The organism is Paracoccus methylovorus (assembly GCF_016919705.1).
GTDB classification, from domain to species: domain Bacteria; phylum Pseudomonadota; class Alphaproteobacteria; order Rhodobacterales; family Rhodobacteraceae; genus Paracoccus; species Paracoccus methylovorus.
On record NZ_CP070371.1, the window covers coordinates 176792 to 200409 of the forward strand.

The 23618-nt window shown below is 62.8% G+C and carries 20 protein-coding genes; 17 read left to right on the forward strand and 3 right to left on the reverse strand.

Annotated elements, in window-relative coordinates:
- The first annotated feature begins 108 nt into the window (after window positions 1–108).
- The 10 genes from JWJ88_RS14040 (at window position 109) to phoB (ending at window position 12753) form a co-directional block, all read left to right on the forward strand.
- Window positions 109–2172 (forward strand): hypothetical protein, encoded by a 2064-nt coding sequence (locus JWJ88_RS14040; RefSeq protein WP_205296410.1) that lies wholly within the window; start codon window positions 109–111, stop codon window positions 2170–2172.
- The gene (locus JWJ88_RS14045; RefSeq protein ID WP_205296411.1) at window positions 2169–4145 is read left to right on the forward strand and encodes a type I secretion system permease/ATPase; all 1977 of its coding nucleotides are present in this window, start codon (window positions 2169–2171) and stop codon (window positions 4143–4145) included. Before JWJ88_RS14040 ends, JWJ88_RS14045 begins: the two co-directional genes overlap by 4 nt.
- Window positions 4129–5460, forward strand: a complete 1332-nt coding sequence (locus JWJ88_RS14050) for an HlyD family type I secretion periplasmic adaptor subunit (protein ID WP_205296412.1) — start codon at window positions 4129–4131, stop codon at window positions 5458–5460. The genes JWJ88_RS14045 and JWJ88_RS14050 overlap by 17 nt, the downstream gene beginning before the upstream one ends.
- A gap of 200 nt (window positions 5461–5660) precedes the next feature.
- The gene (gene aroC / locus JWJ88_RS14055) at window positions 5661–6761 is read left to right on the forward strand and encodes a chorismate synthase (RefSeq protein ID WP_205296413.1); all 1101 of its coding nucleotides are present in this window, start codon (window positions 5661–5663) and stop codon (window positions 6759–6761) included.
- A 132-nt stretch (window positions 6762–6893) separates the two neighbouring features.
- Window positions 6894–7922 carry a substrate-binding domain-containing protein gene (locus JWJ88_RS14060; protein WP_205296414.1) on the forward strand — a complete coding sequence of 343 codons (1029 nt, stop codon included), beginning with the start codon at window positions 6894–6896 and terminating at the stop codon, window positions 7920–7922.
- A gap of 61 nt (window positions 7923–7983) precedes the next feature.
- Window positions 7984–9174 (forward strand): phosphate ABC transporter permease subunit PstC, encoded by a 1191-nt coding sequence (gene pstC, locus JWJ88_RS14065; protein ID WP_205296415.1) that lies wholly within the window; start codon window positions 7984–7986, stop codon window positions 9172–9174.
- On the forward strand, window positions 9171–10514 hold the full coding sequence (gene pstA, locus JWJ88_RS14070; protein ID WP_205296416.1) for a phosphate ABC transporter permease PstA: 1344 nt from the start codon (window positions 9171–9173) through the stop codon (window positions 10512–10514). The genes pstC and pstA overlap by 4 nt, the downstream gene beginning before the upstream one ends.
- Before the next feature lie 20 nt (window positions 10515–10534).
- A complete protein-coding gene (gene pstB / locus JWJ88_RS14075) occupies window positions 10535–11332 on the forward strand; it encodes a phosphate ABC transporter ATP-binding protein PstB (protein WP_205296417.1) in 798 nt (265 codons plus the stop codon).
- Between the two features lie 17 nt (window positions 11333–11349).
- Window positions 11350–12060, forward strand: a complete 711-nt coding sequence (gene phoU / locus JWJ88_RS14080; protein ID WP_205296418.1) for a phosphate signaling complex protein PhoU — start codon at window positions 11350–11352, stop codon at window positions 12058–12060.
- A 3-nt stretch (window positions 12061–12063) separates the two neighbouring features.
- Window positions 12064–12753, forward strand: coding sequence for a phosphate regulon transcriptional regulator PhoB (gene phoB / locus JWJ88_RS14085; RefSeq protein ID WP_205296419.1), 690 nt, complete (start codon window positions 12064–12066; stop codon window positions 12751–12753).
- Between the two features lie 93 nt (window positions 12754–12846).
- Here phoB and JWJ88_RS14090 read toward each other — a convergent pair whose 3' ends face one another.
- The 3 genes from JWJ88_RS14090 to tldD form a co-directional block, all read right to left on the reverse strand.
- A complete protein-coding gene (locus tag JWJ88_RS14090) occupies window positions 12847–14874 on the reverse strand; it encodes an OmpA family protein (RefSeq protein ID WP_205296420.1) in 2028 nt (675 codons plus the stop codon).
- Between the two features lie 115 nt (window positions 14875–14989).
- Window positions 14990–16234, reverse strand: a complete 1245-nt coding sequence (dprA, locus tag JWJ88_RS14095; protein ID WP_205296421.1) for a DNA-processing protein DprA — start codon at window positions 16232–16234, stop codon at window positions 14990–14992.
- Window positions 16235–16341: 107 nt separating this feature from the next.
- Window positions 16342–17763 (reverse strand): metalloprotease TldD, encoded by a 1422-nt coding sequence (gene tldD / locus JWJ88_RS14100; protein ID WP_205296422.1) that lies wholly within the window; start codon window positions 17761–17763, stop codon window positions 16342–16344.
- Window positions 17764–17926: 163 nt separating this feature from the next.
- On the opposite strand from tldD, the gene coxB reads away from it, so the two are divergent.
- The 7 genes from coxB to thrC all read left to right on the forward strand — a co-directional run bounded on the left by coxB (window position 17927) and on the right by thrC (window position 23567).
- Window positions 17927–18820 (forward strand): cytochrome c oxidase subunit II, encoded by an 894-nt coding sequence (gene coxB / locus JWJ88_RS14105; RefSeq protein WP_240200328.1) that lies wholly within the window; start codon window positions 17927–17929, stop codon window positions 18818–18820.
- Between the two features lie 9 nt (window positions 18821–18829).
- The gene (cyoE, locus tag JWJ88_RS14110) at window positions 18830–19747 is read left to right on the forward strand and encodes a heme o synthase (RefSeq protein ID WP_205296423.1); all 918 of its coding nucleotides are present in this window, start codon (window positions 18830–18832) and stop codon (window positions 19745–19747) included.
- The gene (locus JWJ88_RS14115) at window positions 19747–20016 is read left to right on the forward strand and encodes a hypothetical protein (protein WP_205296424.1); all 270 of its coding nucleotides are present in this window, start codon (window positions 19747–19749) and stop codon (window positions 20014–20016) included. The genes cyoE and JWJ88_RS14115 overlap by 1 nt, the downstream gene beginning before the upstream one ends.
- Complete coding sequence (locus JWJ88_RS14120) at window positions 20013–20597, forward strand: cytochrome c oxidase assembly protein (protein WP_205296425.1); 585 nt, start codon at window positions 20013–20015, stop codon at window positions 20595–20597. The genes JWJ88_RS14115 and JWJ88_RS14120 overlap by 4 nt, the downstream gene beginning before the upstream one ends.
- 34 nt (window positions 20598–20631) lie before the next feature.
- A complete protein-coding gene (locus JWJ88_RS14125) occupies window positions 20632–21432 on the forward strand; it encodes a cytochrome c oxidase subunit 3 (protein WP_205296426.1) in 801 nt (266 codons plus the stop codon).
- A 65-nt stretch (window positions 21433–21497) separates the two neighbouring features.
- On the forward strand, window positions 21498–22169 hold the full coding sequence (locus tag JWJ88_RS14130; protein ID WP_205296427.1) for an SURF1 family protein: 672 nt from the start codon (window positions 21498–21500) through the stop codon (window positions 22167–22169).
- 9 nt (window positions 22170–22178) lie between these two features.
- Complete coding sequence (gene thrC, locus JWJ88_RS14135; protein ID WP_205296428.1) at window positions 22179–23567, forward strand: threonine synthase; 1389 nt, start codon at window positions 22179–22181, stop codon at window positions 23565–23567.
- Window positions 23568–23618: the final 51 nt, after the last annotated feature.

Sequence of the window (23618 nt, forward strand, 5' to 3'; positions counted from 1 at the left end):
AAGCTATGCAACGAATATCCTGCGCGGGGCTTCCCTGCGCAGGCTTCCATTTAATCGATTTCTGATCCGCGCTTCGCCGGAATTGTTTTATCGAGGAAGGTGGCAGACATGTTCACGATTGACGCCGCAGACGAGGCGATCTGGCATTTCATCGGGCTATTTCACATTGCGAACGAAGGCGGCCGGATGCGGATCGAATATGATCGGCTGAAGCCCAATAAGGCCGATCCCGACTTGAACCCGGTCGAGCCGCTCGACCTGATTACCAATCACCCCTATCGCCCGCTGGATTACCAGCCCGATATTCCCTATGCGCCGCCCACCTTGCCCGGCAAGGAGCTTGCGGGCGACCCGATGCCCCCGTGGCTGGGGCCAAAGACCCCTTTCCCGGATAACACGGTTTCGGCGGAGCAGGTCTTTCTTGAGATGCCGAACGGCTATGCGTCATCGACCACCAACCCGCCGCCAAAGATAGAGCCACCGCCGCCAGACCCTCCACCGCCGGTGCCGCACCCGCCGGTGCCCGAATGGACCATGCCGGTGCCGGGCTCGGTCGCGGTCATCGTCATCCAGAAGACCCGTTTGGCCGATGACGACCAGATAGATCCTGACGAGATGCAGGGCAGACTTGTCGATATGCGGCTGATCGCGGACCGTTTGGAAGCGTTGGCGGAGCAGGCCGGCCAGTTGGGCATCACCTTGCCGGTCGCGATGCCACAGGACGAGGCTGCGTTCCGCCTGATCGCGGAAACCTTCCGGCAGACCGACTTGCCCGAGATCAAGGCGGCCGGCGCCGCGATCCATCAACGGCAAGGCGATGATGTCGAGGGGCAGTATCAGAACGGCGTCAAAGTCGATTCCCGCCCCGATATCGACGCGCTGATGCCCGAATACCGTAAGGAGATGGCGGAACAGGCGCGTCAGGCCCAAGAGGACGCCTTGATCGAAAGGCATGAGGGGCCGTCCTCGGCGGGGTCGTCGTTTGCGACCGGACCCGGCGACAGCGGGCAGGGCCATGACCTGATCCTTGGCAACAACACGCTGATCAATCAGGTCACGATCGCCACTGCGGCGCTGACCGCCCCGGTCGTCGTCGTGGCGGCGGGGGTCTATAGCTACAACATCATCAGCCAGACCAATCTTTGGAGCGATTCCGATACCGTCACGGCCCTGTCCGGTGTGACGTCAGGCACAGCTGCCGAGCCTCCGACGCTGGGGATCAACTACGCGACCTACGCGCATTTCTCGAACCCGATGCCTACGGCGCAGGGTGATGGCGGGGCGCCGCAATATTGGGTAACGGCGACGCTGGAAGGCAGCCTGATCAGCATGAACTGGATCGAGCAGTTCAACCTGATGTCGGACAACGACATTGCCTCGATCACCATACATGCGAACCAGACCTTGCTGCTGATGGGCGAAAATGGCGCACTGAATCAAATCTCGCTGCTGGAACTGGGCAGAAGCTACGACCTGATCATCGTGGACGGGCAGGTCATCAATCTGAATGCGATCCTGCAGATCAATGTGCTGCTGGACGACGACCGCATCACCGTCAGCGACGGTCAGGTTGCGACGATCAGCTCGGGCAACAATCTGCTGATCAATGATGCAAGCATTCACCAGATCGGCCAGTCCAGCATCGTCGGGACGACCGCCGATCATGACGCAATGCTGGCGGCTGCGGCACAGGGCAAGATCGCATTGCCGCAATCCGTGCTGAACGATCCGGCTTTTCAGGGGCTGGACGTGGTGCGGGTGCTGCATATCGAAGGCGATCTCGTATCGGTCAACATGATCCGGCAGACGAACGTGCTGGGCGATGCCGACCAGATCGAGGTCTATCGCGACGACCTGTTGGCTGCCGGCGGGGAAGTCCGCGTGGTCTCGGGTTCGAACCTGCTGGTGAATGCGGCCAGCATTGCCGAATTCGGCGTCGATTCCACGATCCATTCGGGCGGCCCGATCTATTCGGATGCTTTGCTGCATCAGGCCGAACTGATCATGACCGACAATCCGCTGATGCCGGCCCCGCCACCCGGACTGGCAAGCGAAGCCGTGCTGTTTCTGGCCGACGGCATGCTTGGCGATGACGGCACGGACAGCGACTTTGCGCTGATCGGCACTAATACCGCCGTGCCTGCGGATATCATGGAAACGGTGCTCGCATGACACGCGGCCAGAAGACCAGTGAGCGGCTTTTGCTCGAACCTCAGATGAACGTGGACTGGCAGGGGGACAAGTCCCGCCAGCCGCCGGCCTCCAAGCCGATGGGAACCGGGCCCACGATCGACCGGCAGGCCGGGCGTATTCCCGCCGTGCCCGCCATGCACCCGGCGAAAGATGGTGCGGCCTTTCACAAGCGTGTCTCCGAGCCGGATATCACCGGCGCGCTGGGCGCGACGATACGCCGGATCTGGGCCAATATTCTGGGCGTCCTGCTGTTCAGCGGCGTGACCAATCTGCTGGTGCTGGCGATCCCGGTCTATCTGTTCCAGATTTCGGACCGGGTGCTGACCAGCCGTTCGGTCGATACGCTGGTCATGCTGACGGTGGTGATCGTCGGTGCGGTGCTGCTGCAGGTGGTCTTCGATGCCGTCCGTCGCGGTATGCTTTTGCGCAGTTCGGTCGATATCTCGGCCCGGCTGGGCTCACCCATCCTGGCGGCGGCCGCCCGTGCTTCGCTGCAAAGCAGCGGGCAGGAATACCAGACGCTGGGCGATTTGCAGCAGGTGCGCAGTTTTCTGGTATCGGGCACCTTGCTGTCGCTGCTGGACCTGCCCTTCGCGCCGCTGTTCATTCTGGCGATATTTCTGGTCCATCCGCATCTGGGCCTGATCGTGCTGACCACGGCGGGGGTGCTGATGGTGATCGCGTTGATCAACCAGCGCGCCACCGCGAAATCCTTTTCCGAGGCAAACCGGCATCTGAGCAGGGCGAACCTGCATCTGGATTCGATGATGCGCAATTCGCAGATCATCAATGCGCTGGCCATGATCCCCGAGGCCGTGACCATCTGGGGCCGGGATGCCGCCAGCTCGATGGCGGCGCAGGTGCGGGCGCAGGACCGCAACATTATCTTTGCGGGCGCCTCGCGCGGGGTGCGGTTGCTGACACAGGTGGGGCTGCTGGGCTGGGGCGCCTATCTTGCCCTGCGCGGCGAGATCACCGGCGGCATGGTCATCGCGGCCTCGATCATTGCAGGCCGCGCGCTGGCCCCGATCGAAGGCGCCATCGAGGGTTGGAACAACGTGCTTTTGTCGCGCGCGGCCTATGGCCGTATTTCGTCTTTGCTGAAATCCTCGCCTCTGAACCAGCAACGGCTGAGATTGCCCCACCCCGAAGGCCGGCTGGACGTCGAACGGCTGCTTTACGTTCCGAACGGAACCAAGCGGGTGGTGCTGAACGCCATCACATTCTCGCTGAACCCCGGCACCTCTCTGGCCATCGTCGGCAAATCCGGGGCGGGCAAGACGACGCTGGGCAAGATGCTGGTCGGCTCGATTCTGCCCACATCGGGCAGTGTGCGGCTGGACCTGATGGACCTGCGCAACTGGGACCAGCGGCAGTTGGGCCAGTGCATCGGTTACTTGCCGCAGGACGTGCAGCTGTTTCCCGGCAGCATCAAGGACAATATCGCCCGGATGCGGCCGGATGCCCGCGACGACGAAATCTATCAGGCCGCTGTGTTGGCAGATGTCCATGACATGATCGCCAAACTGCCCGAGGGCTATGAAACCATCGTGACCGCCGACGGATCGCCGCTTTCAGGCGGGCAGAAGCAGCGCATCGGTTTGGCGCGGGCCTTTTTCGGCGGTCCCCGGCTGGTGGTGCTGGATGAGCCGAATTCAAACCTGGACACGGCAGGGGACCGCGCCCTGTCCCGGGCCATGGCGCTGGCCAAAAAGGACGGCATCACGATGATCGTGGTGACGCAGAAATACCAGCTTTTGCAGGATGTGGACAACATCATGCTGCTGGCCGACGGGCAGATTGCCGCGTTTGGCGGACGCAATCAGATGCTGGAGCGGCTGGCCAACAAAAAACAGGCCGGTGCCAGCCCGCCTGTCCCGGCGCAGCCAGCAGCCACCCCAACCACGATGACGCCCCCCGCATCAGAGGCAGGACATGACCAGCAGGAGTGATCCCGACGGCCTTTATGAACGGGTCCCGCGCTCGGTAACCGGGCATCTGGTCTTTGGCCTTGTGCTGCTGGTCTTGTCGCTGGGCGGCTTTGGCACCTGGGCCTTTCGTGCGCCGCTATCGGCGGCGGTGATGGCGCCGGGCAGTTTTGTCGCCACCGGCCGCAACAAGATCGTCCAGCATCTGGAGGGCGGCATCATCCGCGAAATCCTGGTGGACGAAGGGGACGCGGTGACCGAGGGCCAGACGCTGATCCGGCTGGACCGCACCGCTTCGATTGCCAACCGCCGCGAACTTGAATTGCGCCGCGCCCGGCTAGAGGCGATCAGCGCCCGGCTGCGCGCCGAATATGCCGGGGCGGAAACGCTGACCTTCAACGACTTCCTGCTGGAACACAAAGAGGAAACAAGCTTTGCCGCCATCATGGCTGAACAGCAGGCCGCCTTTCACGCCGCTCGCGCCAAGGTGGAAGGAGAGGTTGTCTTGCTGAAAAGCAATATCTCGGCCAGCCGGTCCCGCATCGAGGGTTATGAACGACAGCTTACCGCGGTCGAAACCCAGCTTGCCCTGCTGCGCGAGGATCAGGGCGCCCGCGCATCGCTGCTGGAGCGGGGGCTGGTGCGGCGCAGCGATGTCAACGCCCTGTCGCGGGCCGTCGCCGATGCCGAGGGCGAGAGTGGCCGCATCAGTGCGCTGATCGCCGAGACGCAGGAAGCCGTGCGCAAGGCCGAAAGCGAAATCGAGCAGACCCTGGCCCAGCACAAGCAAACCGCGCTGGACGAAAGCCAGGGTATCGAGGCGGAGCTGGACAGCGTTCGCGAACAATCGCTGAAGGCGCAGGATGTGGTGGAACGGTCCTATATCACCTCGCCCGTGTCAGGTACGATCGTGCGCATGCACTATCACACCTCGGGCGGCGTGATCGAGGCCGGCAAGCCGATCCTGGAAATCCTGCCGCAAGATGCGCCGCTGATCATCGAGACCTTTGTGTCGCGCACCGACATCGACGAAATCGAGATCGGGCAGAAGGCGTCGGTACGGCTGACCTCGCTGAACCAGCGCACGACGCCGGTGCTTCAGGGCGAGTTGGTCTATGTCTCGGCCGATGCGCTGACCACCGAAACCGACGGTATCCAGCGCGAGGTCTATGTCGTCCGCATCGACCTGTCCCCGCTGGAGCTTAATCGGGTTAACGGCTTTCGGCCCACGCCGGGCATGCCGGCGGAAGTCATGATCGAGACCTCTGCCAGAACATTCGCCCAATATCTGATCAAGCCCATCGAAGACAGCCTTGCGCGTGCTTTCCGCGAGAACTAGGGCCGGTTGAAGCCTGTCGCGCCGTGCCACGCGACTTTGGCAGCGCCGTTATGGCCGGCAAGGATTCCCGTCTGTTTGTCCTGTCCGTGAACGGGCAGGTCGCGATTTTGTCCCGTGCCGATCTGCGGTCTGGCGGGGCTGTGGGGATTGCCCCTTGCCCCGGCTGGGGCTATCGCAGGCAAAAAGGAGGTCCAGGAACCATGAGCTTCAACACCTTCGGCCGCGTCTTCACCTTTACCACCTGGGGCGAAAGCCATGGCCCGGCGCTTGGCGCGACAGTGGACGGCTGCCCGCCCGGTGTTGCGCTTGATGAAGACTGGATCCAGCAATTCCTGGACCGTCGCCGTCCCGGCACGTCTAAATTCACCACCCAGCGGCAAGAGCCGGACCGGGTCCGCATCCTCTCGGGCACGTTCGAGGGCAAGACGACCGGCACTCCCATCCAGTTGATGATCGAAAACACCGACCAGCGCAGCAAGGATTACGGCGACATCGCGGCAGCCTTCCGGCCCGGCCATGCCGACATCACCTATCACCTGAAATACGGCATCCGCGACTATCGCGGCGGCGGGCGCTCCAGCGCGCGCGAAACCGCAGCGCGTGTCGCGGCCGGTGGCGTGGCGCAGGCCGTGTTGCGCGACCTTGTGCCCGGCCTGAAGATCACCGGCTATATGGTCCAGATGGGAAAGCTGCATCTGGACCCCGCGAATTTCGCCGCGACCGAGATCGGCAACAACCCGTTCTTCCTGCCTGATGCCAGCGCCGTGCCGGAATGGGAGGATTACCTGAACAATATCCGCAAGGCGCAGGACAGTGTCGGCGCCGCCATCGAGGTGTTGATCCAGGGCTGCCCGCCCGGACTTGGTGCCCCGGTCTATGCCAAGCTCGATACCGATCTGGCCGCCGCGATGATGTCGATCAACGCGGTGAAAGGCGTCGAGATCGGCGAGGGCATGGCCGCTGCCACCCTGACCGGCACCGCCAATGCCGACGAGATCCGCATGGGCAATGAGGGGCCGCGCTTTCTGTCCAATCATGCCGGAGGGATTCTGGGCGGCATCTCGACCGGGCAGGACATTGTGGTGCGATTCGCGGTCAAGCCGACGAGCTCGATCCTGACCCCGCGTCGCACGATCAACCAGAAGGGCGAAGAGATCGAACTGATCACCAAGGGCCGCCACGATCCCTGCGTCGGCATTCGCGCCGTCCCCATCGCCGAGGCGATGGCGGCCTGTGTGATTCTGGACCACCTGCTGGCGGATCGGGCGCAGACCGGCGGTCAGCGCGGCCGGATAGGCTGATTTCAAACGGGATTTCCTAACTCGCCGTGATTGTCGCGGAACTGTTACATTTCTTTCGCATAACCGTCGCACCAGAGATTTAGAGAGTGCGCAGGCCGAATCCGGCCCCATGGAAATGTCAGGAGTGATCCTATGAAATCCGCGAAACTCACCGTGTCGGCGCTGGCCCTGATCGCTGCCTCGGCCACGACCGCCGCCGCCCGCGACCAGATCCAGGTCTCGGGTTCGTCCACGGTGCTGCCCTATTCGACCATCGTTGCCGAAGCCTTTGGCGAGAACACCGATTTCCCGACCCCGGTGGTCGAATCGGGTGGTTCCTCGGCCGGTCTGAAGAAATTCTGCGAAGGCGTGGGCGAGAACACCGTCGACATCGCCAACTCCAGCCGTCGGATCAAGGACAGCGAAATCGAGGCCTGCAAGGCCGCCGGCGTGACCGACATCATGGAAGTCCGCATCGGCTATGACGGCATCGTCTTTGCCAGCGATATCAACAGCAACGACTTTGTGTTCACTGCCGCGGACTGGTTCAATGCGCTTGCGGTGGAGGTCGTCGTTGACGGTAAGGTCGTCGCCAATCCCTTTACCAACTGGAACCAGATCCGCGCCGATCTGCCGGACCAGGAAATCCTGGCTTTCATTCCCGGCACCAAGCACGGCACCCGCGAAGTCTTTGAAGAAAAGGTGATCGCGGCGGGCTGCGAAGAGTCCGGCGCGGCCGAGGTGTTCAAGGCTGAGAAGGGCGAGGAAGAGGGCGTATCGGCCTGCACGGCGCTGCGCACCGACGGCAAGTCCATAGACATCGACGGCGACTACACCGAAACGCTGGCCCGCATCCAGTCGGCCCAGAACGGCATCGGCGTCTTTGGCCTGTCCTTCTATGAAAACAACACCGACAAGCTGAAGGTCGCGACCATCGGCGGCGTCGCCCCCTCGACCGAGACCATCGCTTCGGGCGAATATCCGGTGTCGCGCCCGCTGTTCTTCTACGTGAAGAAACAACATATCGATACGATTCCGGGGCTGCTGGAGTTCGCGGAATTCTTCGTTTCGGACGAGATGGCCGGGCCAGACGGACCACTGGTCGCCTATGGTCTGGTTGCGGATCCCGAACTGGCTGCGACGCAGCAAGCCGTTGCCGACCAAGTGACCATCACCCAATGATCTGTCGGGCGCGGGGGAATACCCCCGCGTCCCTTTCCATTTCCCTGTCCCGAGGGCCTATATGCCTGTTTCATGGACCTTGCTGATCGTCGTAGCCCTTGCCTGCGCAGGCTATCTTGTCGCCCGCGCCCGCGTCATCGCGCTGGCCGGAGGTGACGTGCGGCAACTGCATTCGCGGCCCAGCTATCACGGTTGGAACGCGGCGCTGCTCACGGCGCTGCCTGCGCTGTTTCTGATCGCGCTTTGGCGCTTTTTGCAACCTGCCGCCAGTGCGACGCCCATCGCAATCGTGGCGCTGATCCTGGCCGCCGCCGGACTGGCGCTGGCGCTTGGCAGGGCCGCGCCGGCTTTTCGCGCCCGCAATGCGGTCGAAAGCATGGTCAAGGGCCTGCTGATCCTGTGTTCCAGCATCGCCATCCTGACCACCGCCGGGATCGTCTTTTCGATGCTGTTCGAAACCGGGCATTTCTTCCAGCAATATTCCTGGCGGGATTTCTTTTTCGGGACCACCTGGTCGCCGCGTTTTGGCGGCGGCTCGCAGCTTGGCATCCTGCCGCTGCTTTGGGGCACGCTCTATATCTCGCTGATCGCGCTCGTGGTTGCGGTGCCGATCGGCCTGTTCGCGGCGATCTACATGTCCGAATATGCCTCATCAAAGCTGCGCAGCTTCGCCAAGCCGCTGATCGAGGTGCTCGCCGGTATCCCGACCATCGTTTATGGTCTTTTCGCGCTGATTACCGTTGGTCCGATGCTGCGCGACTATTTCGCCCAGCCGCTGGGGCTGGGCAATTCCGGCTCGTCGGTGATGACGGCGGGACTTGTCATGGGCATCATGCTGATCCCCTTTGTCAGCTCGCTTTCGGATGACATCATCAACGCCGTCCCGCAATCCTTGCGCGACGGTGCGCTTGGCCTTGGCTCGACGCAATCGGAAACGGTGCGCAAGGTGGTGCTGCCCGCCGCCCTGCCGGGCATCGTTGGCGCCGTGCTGCTGGCCGCCTCGCGCGCCATCGGCGAAACGATGATCGTCGTGCTGGGGGCAGGGGCCGCGGCACGCATGGATCTGAACCCGTTCGAGGCGATGACCACCATCACCGTCAAGATCGTCAGCCAGTTGACCGGCGACAACGATTTTGCCGCCCCCGAGACGCTGGTCGCCTTTGCCCTTGGCCTGACGCTTTTCGTCATCACGCTAGGGCTGAACATCGTCGCCCTTTACGTTGTGCGCAAATACCGGGAGCAGTACGAATGAGCGACGCAACCTTGAACGGCGCGCAGCCCCGGCCCAAGCTTCTGGCGGCCGATGCGCATACCCGCAAGCGCAACGCCGCCGAAAGACGTTTTCGTGCCTATGGCCTGGGCGCCATCGCGATCTCGATGGTGATGCTGGTGATCCTGCTGTTCACCATCATCACCGGCGGCATGGGGGCCTTTCGCCAGACCTTTCTGCAAATCCCGGTGATGCTGGATGCGGCGCAACTGGACAAGAATGGCAACCGCGACCCCGATGACATCCGCAAGGTCCTGACCCTGACCTATGGCAAGATCCTGCAACAATCGCTGGAACAGACCATTGTCGACAGGGGTATCGTCATCGACGATCTGTCGGACAAGGATGTTGCCGGGCTGATTTCCAAAGAGGCCTCGGCCCAGTTGCGCAACCGCGTGCTGGCCGATCCCGAACTGATCGGCCAGACGGTCGATACCCGCGTGCTGGTGAATGGCCGTGTGGATGGCTATTTCAAGGGCCGCGTCACCATGGAAAGTGCTGCGCGCGACGCCAACACCTCGCCCGCGCAGCTTGAGCTTGCCAATGCGCTCAAGGCAGAGGGGCTGCTGGCGACAAAGTGGAACTGGGCTTTCCTGACCAGCCCCGATGCCTCTGACCAACGCCCCGAGGCGGCGGGGGTGGGTATCGCCATCCTAGGTTCGCTTTACATGATGCTGGTGGTGTTGGTGCTTGCGGTGCCGATCGGTGTCGCCGCCTCGATCTATCTTGAGGAATTCGCCCCCAAGAATCGTTGGACCGACATTATCGAGGTGAATATCTCGAACCTTGCCGCCGTGCCTTCGATCGTCTTCGGCATCCTCGGCCTTGCTGCCTTCATCAACTTTGCCGGCCTGCCGCAATCCGCGCCCATCGTCGGGGGTCTGGTGCTGACGCTGATGACGCTGCCCACCATCATCATCGCCACCCGCGCAGCGTTAAAGGCGGTGCCGCCCTCGATCCGCGACGCGGCGCTGGGGGTGGGCGCATCGAAAATGCAATCGGTGTTCCACCATGTGCTGCCGCTGGCCATGCCCGGCATCCTGACCGGCACCATCATCGGTCTGGCGCAGGCGCTTGGCGAAACCGCGCCGCTGCTGCTGATCGGCATGGTGGCATTCGTCAAGAATTTCCCCTCGGCGCCGCCGGACGGGCTGTTCGACCCCGCCTCGGCCCTGCCGGTGCAGGTCTATAACTGGACCCAGCGCGCCGATCCGGCCTTTATGGAACGCGCTTCGGGGGCGATTATCGTGCTTCTGGTGTTCCTGCTTTGCATGAACCTGTTTGCCATCTTCCTGCGTCGCAAGTTCGAGCGCCGGTGGTAATCCTTGAGAGGAGACCCGACATGAACGACATGAGTATTCTGGAGCGCGCTGTGGAGCAGACGGAAATCAAGATCTCGGCCAGCGATGTGCAGGTCTGGTACGGCGAAAAACACGCCATCAAGGACGTGAACGTCGATCTGCTGGACAAGACTGTGACCGCCTTCATCGGCCCCTCGGGTTGTGGCAAATCGACCTTTCTGCGCTGCCTGAACCGCATGAACGACACCATCGACATTTCCCGCGTCGAAGGCCGGATCATGCTGGACGGCGAGGATATCTATGACAAGCGGGTGGACCCGGTGCAGTTGCGCGCCAAGGTCGGCATGGTGTTCCAAAAGCCGAACCCCTTTCCCAAGTCCATCTATGACAACGTGGCCTATGGTCCCCGTATCCACGGTCTGGCCCGCAGCCGCACCGAACTGGACGAGATCGTCGAAAGATCGTTGCGCGGTGCGGCCCTGTGGAACGAGGTCAAGGACCGGCTCAGCGAACCCGGCACCGGCCTGTCGGGCGGCCAGCAGCAGCGGCTTTGCATTGCCCGGGCCGTGGCCACCCAGCCCGAGGTGCTGCTGATGGACGAACCCTGCTCGGCACTGGACCCCATCGCCACCAGCCAGGTCGAAGAGCTGATCGACCAGTTGCGCGCCGAATTCTCGGTGGTGATCGTGACGCACTCGATGCAGCAGGCGGCACGTGTCAGCCAGAAGACCGCCTTCTTCCACCTCGGCAATCTGGTGGAATACGGCAATACCGACGACATCTTTACCAATCCGCGCGACCCGCGCACCGAAAGCTATATCTCGGGCCGTATCGGCTGAACCGGACAGGAGCTGACATGAACAACGAACGCCACATCCTCTCCGCTTTCGACCGCGACCTGGAAACCGTGCAGGCGCTGGTCGTCAAGATGGGCGGCATGGTCGAAAGCGCCATCCATGATGCCGCCATTGCGCTGGAGACCCGCGACGACGAACTGGCCGATGAAATCCGCCGCCGCGACAAGGCCATCGACCAGCTTGAGCATCAGATCAACGAAGAGGCGGCGCGGCTGATTGCGCTGCGTGCACCGCGCGCAACTGATCTGCGCATGGTGCTGTCGGTCATCAAGATCTCGCATATCCTTGAGCGTGTTGGCGATTACGCCAAGAACATTGCCAAGCGCAGCCATGTGCTGACCGAAATGCCCGCGATCGATGGCGCCGGCATGGCGTTGCGGCGCATGTCCGCCACGGTCGAGGTAATGATGAAAGATGCGCTGGACAGCTATATCCACCGCGACGCCGCGCTGGCCGGCGATGTGCGCAAGCGCGATCTGGAAGTGGACCAGATGTACAACGCGCTGTTTCGCGAGTTCCTGACCTATATGATGGAGGACCCGCGCAACATTACCGCCTGCATGCATCTGCATTTCATCGCCAAGAACATCGAGCGTATGGGCGATCACGCCACTGGCATCGCCGAACAGGTGATCTATCTCGCCACAGGCGAACTGCCTGACGACCCGCGCCCCAAGGGCGAAAGTGTGCCGCGCATAGAGGGGGTGTGATCCATGGCGCAGACCCAACCCTGTGTCCTGGTCGTCGAGGACGAAGGCGCGCAGCGCGAGGTGCTGAAATACAACCTTGAGGCCGAGGGTTTCGATGTCGTTCTGGCCGAGAACGGCGATGAGGCGATGCTTCTGGTCGCGGAAGAGCAGCCCGACCTGATCGTGCTGGACTGGATGCTGCCCAATGTCAGCGGCATCGAGGTCTGCCGTCGGGTCAAGGCCGACCCGCACACCCGGCAGATCCCGATCATCATGCTGTCCGCCCGCTCGGAAGAGGTGGATAGGGTGCGCGGGCTGGAAACCGGCGCCGACGATTATGTCGTCAAGCCTTATTCGGTGGTCGAGTTGATGGCGCGGCTGCGCACTCAGTTGCGCCGGACTCGCCCCGCCTCGATGGGCGAAAGGCTAAGCTTTGGCGATATCCTGCTGGATGCAAGCGAACACCGGGTATTTCGCGCCGGCCAGCCCTTGCACTTGGGTCCAACCGAGTTCCGCCTGCTTTCGACGCTGATGGAAAAGCCCGGACGGGTTTGGACGCGCGAACAATTGCTGGACCGGGTTTGGGGGCGCGACATCTATGTCGATACACGCACCATCGACGTTCATGTGGGCCGGTTGCGCAAGGCGCTGATGGCCTATGGCGGCGAAAATCCGGTGCGCACGGTTCGCGGCACCGGCTATTCGCTGGGCTGATATCCGAAACAGGTGCGGTGGCTTCGCGAATAGGGCAGTGCGTGAAGCCCATGGAGGTGGAAACCGCAGGCGTTGTCCGCAGTTTCCTTTCGCTTAATTCTGAGCCAGCAGGCCGGTGATGCGGCGAACGGCGACACGGCGGTTTTGCCGCTCGGGCCCCTCGGTCGGAACCAGCAGGAACTGTTCGCCATAGCCTTGCACGACCATGTTCTCTGGCGGAACCTGAAAATATTCGGTCAGGGCCAAAGCGACCGATTCTGCGCGTCGGTCCGACAAGGCCAGATTCGCGGCGTCGGAGCCCACCGCGTCGGTGTAACCCTCGATCATGTAGATCTCGCGCGGGTTCTGGTCGATGCTGTCGCGGATCACCTTGCCCAGCGTTGCCAACTGTTGCGCCTGATCCGGAGTGATGGCCGCCGAACCGGTTTCAAAGGTGATCCCGGGCATATTCACCGGAGCAACCAGCGCACGCACCTCGGGGATGTTACGAATCTGGCCGAGGCTGAACCGACGATCAATTGCGGCCTCGCGGCGCAATGCCTCGCGCAGCGCGGTTTCGTCCATCCGGTCGCGGTTGATGCGGACAGGCGGGGGCGCGGGCAGGTTCGCGATCTGCACCGGCTGCGCTTCGGTATCGTCGATAAGACGGGTTTCTGTGCCATCGGCGCGCACCAGCGTGCGACGCAGGGTGTTCATGTTCGCGTCGCGAATGGTGACCACGCGGCTTCCATCGGCTCGCAGAACGGTTGTCCGGCTTGAACCGTCTTCAAAGGTTTCGGTGCGGACGTTCGAACCCGGCTGATAGAGCAGAGTATTGTCGTCCTTGATCACCTGCTGGCTGCCATCGGGCAGGCTGACGACAAGGCGATCGCCGGTATTCAGCGCTACCTGCCGGTCATTGGACAGCATCTTGCCGACCGCCATTCCGGCCGCCCCGGCAAGAAGCAGTTTGGCGATATCCTTGATCGTATCGTCGTCATCGTCGCGTGTCGCTTCCTGAGTCTGCTGGTTAACGGCAGGTTGCTGCAGGCCCTGTGCGACCGTGGTGGCGAATTCCTCGGCCGAACTGCGCGCGCTATCCTCGGTAATCTGCACCTCGCTGGGCTCGCCTTGACCTTGCTCTCCCTCGTCCGCCGCCAGCGCGGCTGCAGCTGTGGAGGTTACTTCTTCGGCGGCGCGCTGTGCGACCGCATTAGGTCGGGTTTGAACTTCGGGTGCCTGTACCTCGGCGGCCTGCTCGGGGTCTGGTTGCGGTTGGCCGTTTGCCTGTTCCTGTGGATTGGCTTCCACCTCCTGCGTGTCCTGTCCCTCTTCGGCGCGCTGTTGGTCCGGTTCGGGCTCGTCGGGTTCAGCCTCGTGCGCCTGTTCCTGTAAGCGGCGTTCGAGTTCTTGGGCGTCCGGAACTGCAGAAGGTTGGCCTTCATTCGCACCCGGATCTGATTCTGCCGGTTCCGCTTCTTGTGCCTGCCGTTGTGCGTCATCGGCCCGCTGTTCATTGGGCTGGGCTGTTGTGGCGGATTGTTCGTCCGGCCCTGCTTCGACATCTTGCACCGGTTCTGTTTCCGGCAAAGCGGCAGGCGGAGTGTCCTGGGGATCGGCCGCGTCCGGTTGTGGCTTTTGCGCGGGTGCCGGATCGTCCGTGTTAACGGCTTCGGGCGTATCGGGTTTGGGGGCAGGCAGTTCCCCTTGGCCAACCTCCTGCTCCGCCTGCGGCGCTTGCGGTTTGGCTGGCGGCTCAGCGGCCTCGATTACCGGCGGTTTGGGGCTAGGTTCCTCGGCCTGTGTCACCTGCGGCTTGGGTGAGGGGGCTTGCGCGGCGGGCTCTGTTTCGGGCTGCTCAGCAGCGGGAGTGGGTTCAGCGGCCGGCTGCTCTTCGGCGGGCTGGTCGCCTTCCGCTTGGGGCGGTTCGGCAGGCTGTCCGCTGTCTTCCGCCGCGCCGTCCTGGGGCTGGGGCTCGGGGGTTTCCGCCTGCTCGGCCGGGGTTTCACCGGCTTCGTCCGGGGGCAGGACGATCTGCGTGTCAGGGTCGGGGGTCTGCTGATCCTGTGCGACCGCCAATTGCGGAGCTATCAGGGACAGGCAGGTCACCATCGCTGTCGTTGTCTTATAGATGCGGTGCATGTCGGTCCTCTTTCCGATGGTCGCGAGATGGTTCGTCAACCTTTGCGCGATGGCGTAGTTCCCAAACATGCGCGTGACCGTAGCGTGATCGTGCCGCTGTGGTGACCAAGGACTTTCAACTGTTGCAAAGCGCAAGCTTGCCGCCCGCCATGCGTTGCACCCTGCCCGACAGCTCTAAAGCCAGAATGGCAGGGGCGAGAACGGCAGCAGGCACCCCCAGATCGCGGATCAGCATATTTTCCTCGGTCGGGCTGGGACCCAGCCGGGCCAGTATCCGCCCTTCCAGATTTACCGGACCGCCAGCGTCACGTGGTATGCCGGATACGGGGCTGCGACGAATGCGATGACCCAGCTCTGCGAGGCGACGGGTGACGGCTACCGGTTGCCTGACCTGCACGGCGGCTTCGGTCTGTGCGGCCGATGTGGTTTGTTCGGGGATTGCTGGCTGTGTCGCCTGTGCGGTCGCGGGCTGGTTCGATTGCAGTGCTGTCAGGACATCGGCGGAATTTCGCACCAGAACTGCACCGTCGCGGATCAGCGCGTTGCACCCACCCGCACGGGCATCCATCGGATGGCCCGGTATGGCCATGACCTCGCGTCCCTGGTCAAGTGCGCAGCGCGCGGTGATCAGGCTGCCAGAGCGGTGGGCGGCCTCGACCACCACCACGGCGCGCGAAAGCCCGGAAATGATGCGGTTGCGCGCGGGAAAATGCCGTGCCACCGGCTCGGTTCCCGGCGGCTGCTCCGTGACGAGCAGGCCGGTTTCGCAAATCGTTTCGGCCAGGGCCGCATTCTCGCTGGGATAGATCTTGTCGATACCGCCGGCCATTACCGCGATGGTCCCGGCATGCAGCGCCGCTTCGTGCGCGATGGTGTCGATGCCCCGCGCCAATCCCGCGATGACTGCCGCGCCGGATTGCGACAGACCCGAAGCAAGGCCGCGCGCCATCCGCAAGCCCAGCGACGAGGCGTTGCGCGCCCCGATCACCGCCACCGGCAGGCGGTCGAGAACGGATATATCGCCCCGCAGCCATAGCACGGGCGGCGCATCGGCTATCTCGCGCAGCAGGGCGGGATAATCCGGGTCGTCCCAGGTCAGCAGCCGTGCACCGGCCCGTTGGCCGGCCGCGATCTCGGCCTCGGCCGCAGCCGTTGGGCAGGGGGTATAATCCTTGATCCCTGCGGTGTGGGCGAGGCCGGGCAGGGCGGCCAGCGCGGCTTCGGCGCTGCCATGTTCGCGAAGCAACCGGTGAAAGGTCGCCGGCCCGACCTTGCGCGAGCGGATGAGGCGCAGGGCAGCAAGCCCGGATCCCTTTAGTCTGGGGGTATGGGGGGAGTCCGAAGAAAACAGTCTTGCCATTTGCCTGTGCCTTTGTCTCATCCGCGTGGATCGAGTCATTGCATGGCAATGGTTAAGAATGGGTTAGTCGTGCCGATATTACGATAAGCTGCTGAAAATGCTGATATTCAGGATGCTGAACCGCCAATGGTCAGGCCGCCGATGCGAAGGGTGGGCAGGCCGACACCGACCGGAACCCATTGCCCCTGCTTGCCGCAATTGCCGATTCCCGGATCCAGCGAGAGGTCGTTTCCGATGGCGCGAATCTGGCCCAGAGCGGTGGCGCCGTCGCCGATCAGCGTGGCGCCGCGGATCGGATCGCCGACCTGACCGTTCTTGACCCGATAAGCCTCGGTGCAGGAAAACACGAACTTGCCGTTGGTGATATCAACCTGCCCGCCGCCGAACCCAACGGCATAGATACCGTCCTCCAGCCCGGCGAGGATCGAGGCCGGATCTTCGGATCCTGCCAGCATGAAGGTATTGGTCATGCGCGGCATGGGTGCATGGGCGTGGCTTTGCCTGCGCCCGTTGCCGGTGGGCGTCACGCCCATCAGACGGGCGTTTTGCCGGTCTTGCATGTAGCCGACCAGAATACCATCCTCGATCAAGGTGTTACGAGCTGGGGGCGTGCCTTCGTCATCGACCGAGATCGAGCCGCGCCGGTCGGGAATCGTGCCGTCATCGACGACGGTCACACCCGGCGCCGCGACACGCTGGCCCAGCAGGCCGGCAAAGGCGGAATGGCCCTTGCGGTTGAAATCACCTTCCAGGCCGTGACCGACGGCCTCGTGCAGCAGGATACCGGGCCAGCCGGGACCCAGCACGACATCCATCACTCCGGCAGGCGCGGGAACCGACCGCAGGTTGACCAGCGCAATGCGTAGTGCCTCGCGCACCAGTCCCTGCCAATGTTCGGGCGCGACCAGCCCGGCAAGGCCGATACGTCCGCCACCGCCTGCGGTTCCCGACTCGCGCCGGGTGTTGGATTCGACGATGACCGAGATGTTTATCCGAGCCATGGGCCGGAAATCGGTGGCAAGCCCGCCCTCGGCCCGCAAAATCGCCACCTCTTGCACCGAAGTGGCGATGCTGGCCGAGACCTGCACCACCCGTGGATCCAACCCGCGCGCAAAAGCGTCGATTTCACGCAACACCGCGATGCGGGCTGCGAAGGGAACCTCCTCGGCCGGGTCGATGGCGGCGTAAAGCGCCCGGATGTCGCCTTGGGGGGGCAGAGCAAGCGTGCCGCCGCCCGCACCGACAGCCAGTCGCACGGTTTCGGCAGCCTTGGCCAGCGACGCCTCGTCGATCTCGGTCGAGTGGGCATAGCCCGTCACTTCGCCCCGCACCGCGCGCAGGCCGAAGCCTTGTTCGGCATCATAGCTTGCCGTGCGCAGCCGGCCGTCGTCGAAGACCAACGCCTCGGAGCGGGAGCGTTCCAGAAAAAGCTCGCCATCATCCGCGCCGGTCAGCGCGTCGCGCAGGATGCGCAGCGCGCGGTCCTGATCTAGATGCGTCCGAAAGGGCGAAAACGAAGCGTCTGTCATGGAGCCGGTCCTTGTCCTGAAGCCCCGCCTAGGGCTTTTTTGACAAGAAGTCGATAGGTATGGCTTGCCCGCAGGGGTAAGATATGGTTCTGGTGCAGGACCGAATGCTGGCCGTCTCAGGACAGAGGCGTGCCGGTGGCATGATAGGCAACGGGATGGGATAATGGCAATTGCGACCAAGCGCCGCGGGGTGGCGGCGGTGATGAGCCTGGGAGCTGCGACGGTGATGGCCGTGCCGGCCTTGGCGCAGGACGTGCTGGGTGATCTGCCTGTAATAGGCAAGCCGGTGAATGGTGCGATGGGGTTCCAGCCCGCATCGAGCCCGCTGGCCCACGACCAGCAATGGCTGGATCTTTTCGTGCTCTACATCATCGCGGCCGTGACGATCTTTGTCTGTCTTTTGCTGCTGATCTGCATCGTTCGCTATAACAGCCGGGTCAATCCGGTGCCGGCGCGCTTTACCCACAATACTCCGGTCGAAGTGATCTGGACCTTGGTGCCAGTGCTGATTCTGGTGGCGATCGGCGCATTCTCCCTGCCGATCCTGTTCCGCAGCCAGGAAATGCCCAACGATCCCGATCTGGTGATCAAGGCCATCGGCCATCAGTGGTACTGGTCTTATGAATATCCCGACGACGCCATCGCTTTCGATGCGCTGTTGTTGGAGAAAGAGGACTTGGCAGACGCTGGTTACTCCGAGGATGAATATCTGCTGGCCACCGACAACGCGGTCGTGGTTCCGGTCGGCAAGAAGGTTCTGGTGCAGGTGACGGCGACCGATGTGATCCACAGCTGGACCATCCCCGCCTTTGCCGTGAAACAGGACGCCGTGCCGGGCCGTATCGCGCAGCTGTGGTTCTCGGTCGATCAGGAGGGCGTCTATTTCGGCCAGTGCTCCGAGCTTTGCGGCATCAACCATGCCTATATGCCCATCGTCGTGAAGGCGGTCAGCCAAGAGAAATACGACGCATGGCTTGCCGGCGCGAAAGAAGAATTCGCCGCTGACGCCTCGGATTATCTGCCGGCGAAGCCCGTTCAACTGGCTTTGGCAGAGTAAGGTCGGGTCGTGGCCGATATCAACGCATATGAGGGGCCTGCCGAGGCGGGCTTTGGCGATTACGTCGCGCTTCTGAAGCCGCGCGTGATGTCGCTGGTGGTGTTCACGGCCTTTGTCGGCCTGTGGATCGCGCCGGTGCCGGTCAACCCTTTCGTTGCTTTCTGCGCGGTGCTGTTCATCGCGCTGGGGGGCGGTGCGTCGGGCGCCCTCAACATGTGGTATGATGCCGATATCGACGCGGTGATGAAACGCACCGCGGGCCGTCCCGTCCCGTCGGGCCGCGTCACCTCGCAAGAGGCGCTGGGACTGGGTATCGCGTTGTCCGGCCTGTCTGTGATGATGCTGGGGCTGGCGGCGAACTGGTTTGCGGCCGGGTTCCTCGCTTTCACCATCTTTTTCTATGCCGTGATCTATACGATCTGGCTGAAACGCTCGACGCCGCAGAACATCGTCATCGGTGGCGCTGCCGGGGCTTTTCCGCCGATGATCGGCTGGGCTTGCGCCACGGGCGGCATCAGCATCGAATCGCTGCTGATGTTCGCGCTGGTTTTCTTCTGGACGCCGCCGCATTTCTGGGCGCTCGCGCTGTTCATGAAGGATGACTATTCCAAGGCTGGCGTGCCGATGCTGACGGTGACGCATGGCCGCAAGGTGACGCGCCAGCATATCTTTGCCTATACGCTGGTTCTGGCGCCCTTTGCGCTTTGGCTGGGCTTTACCTCGGTCGGCGGGCCGCTTTATCTGGCGGTCGCGGTGGTGCTGAACGTGATGTTCATCGCCGGCGGCTGGCGGATCCTGCGCCGCCGCGAAGAGGACGCCCAAGCCGATGGCTATCGGGTCGAGAAACGTTATTTCCGCCTGTCGCTCTATTACACATTCCTGCATTTTCTGGCGCTGCTGGTGCAGCACTGGCTTGGGGGGTGGTGATGCTGCCGCGTGTCGAACATGAACTGCACAGGCGCAGGCGCAGCCGGAACGTCGGTCTTTTGGTCGTGCTGCTGGCCTTTGTCGCGCTGGTCTTTGGCCTGTCGGTGGTCAAGATCACCCAAGGCGACATGATGCAGGGTTACGATCATCGCCCGCGCAGCTCGATGCTGCCGCAGGATTCTGATCCGCCCGCGCCGAATGCGGCGCCTGTGGCCGCGCCGGGTACTCCGGCAGCCCTGCAGGCCGCAACGCAAGAGGTGGAGCAATGAGCGCGAAGCCAAGGTCGAACGGGCGCACCGTGACGATGCTGGTCGGCGTCGTCGTGCTGATGGGCGCGCTGTCCTGGGCGGCGGTGCCATTCTATTCCTGGTTTTGCCGGGTGACCGGCTTTGCCGGCACCACCAATGTGGCCGAGGCCGCCTCGGACACGGTGCTGGACGAAAAGATCCGGGTGCGTTTCGACTCCAACGTCGATGCCAATCTGGGCTGGACCTTCCGGCCCATGCAGCGCGAAATGGAGCTGCGCATCGGCGAAAACGCCATCGCCTTCTATGAGGCGATCAACAATACCGACGAGCCGGTGACCGGAACCGCCAGCTATAACGTCGCCCCCGATGCCGTTGGCTATTTCTTCAACAAGATCGAGTGCTTCTGCTTTACCGAGCAGACGCTGCAACCGGGTGAGCGGGTCGAAATGCCGGTCAGCTTCTTTGTGGATGCCGATCTGGTCAAGGACCGCGATGCCGGCCGTATCCGCGATATTACCCTGTCCTATACTTTCCATCGGACCGATCCGCCCGCGCCGAAACAGGCGGCGCTGGACGTGAAAACGGAACCGACCGTAAACTGAGCAACAAGAACCAGCAACAGCCGGGAATGCAGCCATGGCCCATGTAAAGAACCACGACTATCAGATTCTGCCGCCATCGATCTGGCCCTTCCTTGGTGCAATCAGCGCCTTCGTGATGCTGACCGGCGCTGTGATGTGGATGAAGGCCGGCGGGCCGTGGCTGTTCCTGATTGGTCTGGCGGGCGTGCTTTATGTGATGTTCGGCTGGTGGTCCGATGTCATCCATGAAGGCGAGACGGGCGAACACACTCCGGTGGTGCGCATCGGCCTGCAATACGGCTTCATCCTGTTCATCATGTCCGAGGTGATGTTCTTCGTCGCCTGGTTCTGGGCCTTCATCAAGAACGCTATGTATCCGATGGGACCGGAAAGCCCGATCAAGGACGGCGTCTGGCCGCCTGAAGGCATCGTCACCTTCGACCCTTGGCACCTGCCGCTGATCAACACGCTGATCCTGCTGCTTTCGGGCGTTGCCGTGACTTGGGCGCACCATGCCTTTGTGCATGAGGGCGACCGCCGGACCACGATCAACGGGCTTATCGTTGCCGTTGTTTTGGGCGTTTGCTTCACCGCGCTTCAGGCCTACGAATACAGCCACGCCGCCTTCGGCATGGCCGACACGGTCTATGCCGGCACCTTCTTCATGGCCACCGGTTTCCACGGTTTCCACGTCATTATCGGCACGGTTTTCCTGTTCGTCTGCCTGATCCGTCTGCTCAAGGGGCAGATGACCCAAAAGCAGCATGTCGGCTTCGAAGCTGCCGCCTGGTACTGGCACTTCGTCGATGTGGTCTGGCTGTTCCTGTTCGTCGTGATCTATATCTGGGGCCGCTGATCCCGACTGAAATTTCTACGGCGCGGGAGCAGATGTTCCCGCGCCGTTTGCTTTGGAGGCTCGCCTTGCGCCGTTATCTGTTTCCGTTGATCGTCGGCGTGGTGGGTTGTGCCATCCTGATCTCGCTGGGTATGTGGCAGCTTCGTCGGATGGACTGGAAAGAGGGGCTGATCGCCCAGATCCAGCAAAAGATCGAAGACCAGCCCGTGACGCTGCCGGCGGCGGTCGAGCCTTCGATGAAATACCTGCCGGTGCTGGTTTCAGGCCAGACCACGGGGTATGAGATCGACGTGCTCTCAGGCACCCGCGAGTCGGGCGGCGGCTATCAGATCGTCTCGGGGTTTGTCACTGATGACGGGCGCAGGATCCTTCTGGATCGCGGTTTCGTCGATCAGGATCACAAGCGGGCGTCCCGCCCGCCGGTGCGGTTGGAGGTGGCCGGCAATCTGCACTGGCCCGACGAAAAAGGCAGCGGCACGCCCGCACCCAATCTGGCAGAGAATGTCTGGTTCGCGCGCGACGTGCCGGCCATGGCCGCGCAACTGGGGACCGAGCCGATCCTGGTCGTGGCGGCCGAGGTGCGGGGCGACGCCCAAGGGGTTCAGCCGATCCCTGTTGCGGTCGAAGGTATTCCGAACAACCATCTCAGCTATGCCGCGCAATGGTTTATGTTGGCCGCGGTCTGGGCAGGGATGACAGTGGCGCTGATCTGGCGTATCAGGCAGCGGCAATTCTAGGGGGACGCGATGCGTTACGTTTCGACCCGGGGGCGGGCTCCGGTCTTGGATTTCGAACAGGCGATGATGACGGGGCTGGCACGGGACGGCGGGCTGTACCTGCCCGAGGCTATCCCGATGTTCTCGGCCGACGAGATCGCCCGCTTCGAAGGACTGCCCTATGAAGAGGTCGCGCGGCGGGTCGTCAGCCCCTTTGTTGGCGAAAGCTTCAGCGATGCGGATCTGAGAGGGGCCATCGCCCGTGCCTATGCAGGGTTCGATCACATCGCCCGCGCACCGCTGGTCCAGCTTGCGCCCGGTCACCACCTGCTGGAATTGTCCCACGGTCCCACGCTGGCCTTCAAGGACTTTGCCATGCAGCTTATCGGCCAGCTTTTCCAGCTGGCGCTGGCGCGGTCGGGCAATCGGGTGACGATTTTGGGCGCGACCTCGGGCGACACCGGCTCGGCCGCGATTGAGGCGTTCTGCGGCCTGTCGAACGTCGATGTGTTCATCATGTATCCACATGGCCGGGTCAGCGAAGTTCAGCGCCGGCAGATGTCCACGCCGGCCGACGCCAATGTGCATGCGCTGGCCGTGGACGGCACTTTCGACGATTGCCAGGCACGGCTGAAGGATCTGTTCAACGACCATGATTTCCGCGACGAGGTTGGGCTTGCGGGCGTCAACTCGATCAACTGGGCGCGGGTGCTGGCGCAGATCGTTTATTACTTCACCGCCGCCGTCAGCCTTGGCGCGCCAAGGCGCGAGGTGGATTTCACTGTGCCGACCGGCAATTTTGGCGATATTTTCGCCGGCTCCATAGCCCGGGCCATGGGCCTGCCTATCGGACGGCTGGTGGTTGCCACCAACCAGAACGACATCCTGCACCGCGCCCTGACCAGCGGCGAATATCGCGTCGGCATGGTCGAACCCTCGATCAGCCCCTCGATGGATATTCAGGTCAGTTCGAACTTCGAACGCGCGTTGTGGCTTGCTTATGACCGCGACGGCAATGCCGTGGCCAAGCTGATGGATGAGCTGAAAGCCGGCGGTTTCACCATCAGTCAGGGCGCATTGCAGCAATTGCGTGAAACCTATGTCACGGGTCGGGCCTCGGAAGAGGAAACCACGGCGATGATCGCCACCATCCGCGATGAGACCGCCGAGGTGATCTGTCCGCATACCGCCGTCGCCGTGAAAGTGGCGCGCGAGCATCTTCGCCCCGGCGTGCCGATGATCAGCCTTTCGACCGCGCATCCCGCGAAATTTCCCGACGCGGTCGAGGCCGCCGTGGGTATCCGTCCGCCGCTGCCACAGCATATGGCGGACCTGTTTCAGCGTGACGAACGCATTACCCGTATTGCAAACGACGCCGGGGTCATTAAATCGCTGATCCTTGAACGGAGAACCGAGTGAGCCAAATCCGCATCAGCACTTTGCCCAACGGGCTGCGTGTCGTCAGCCGCA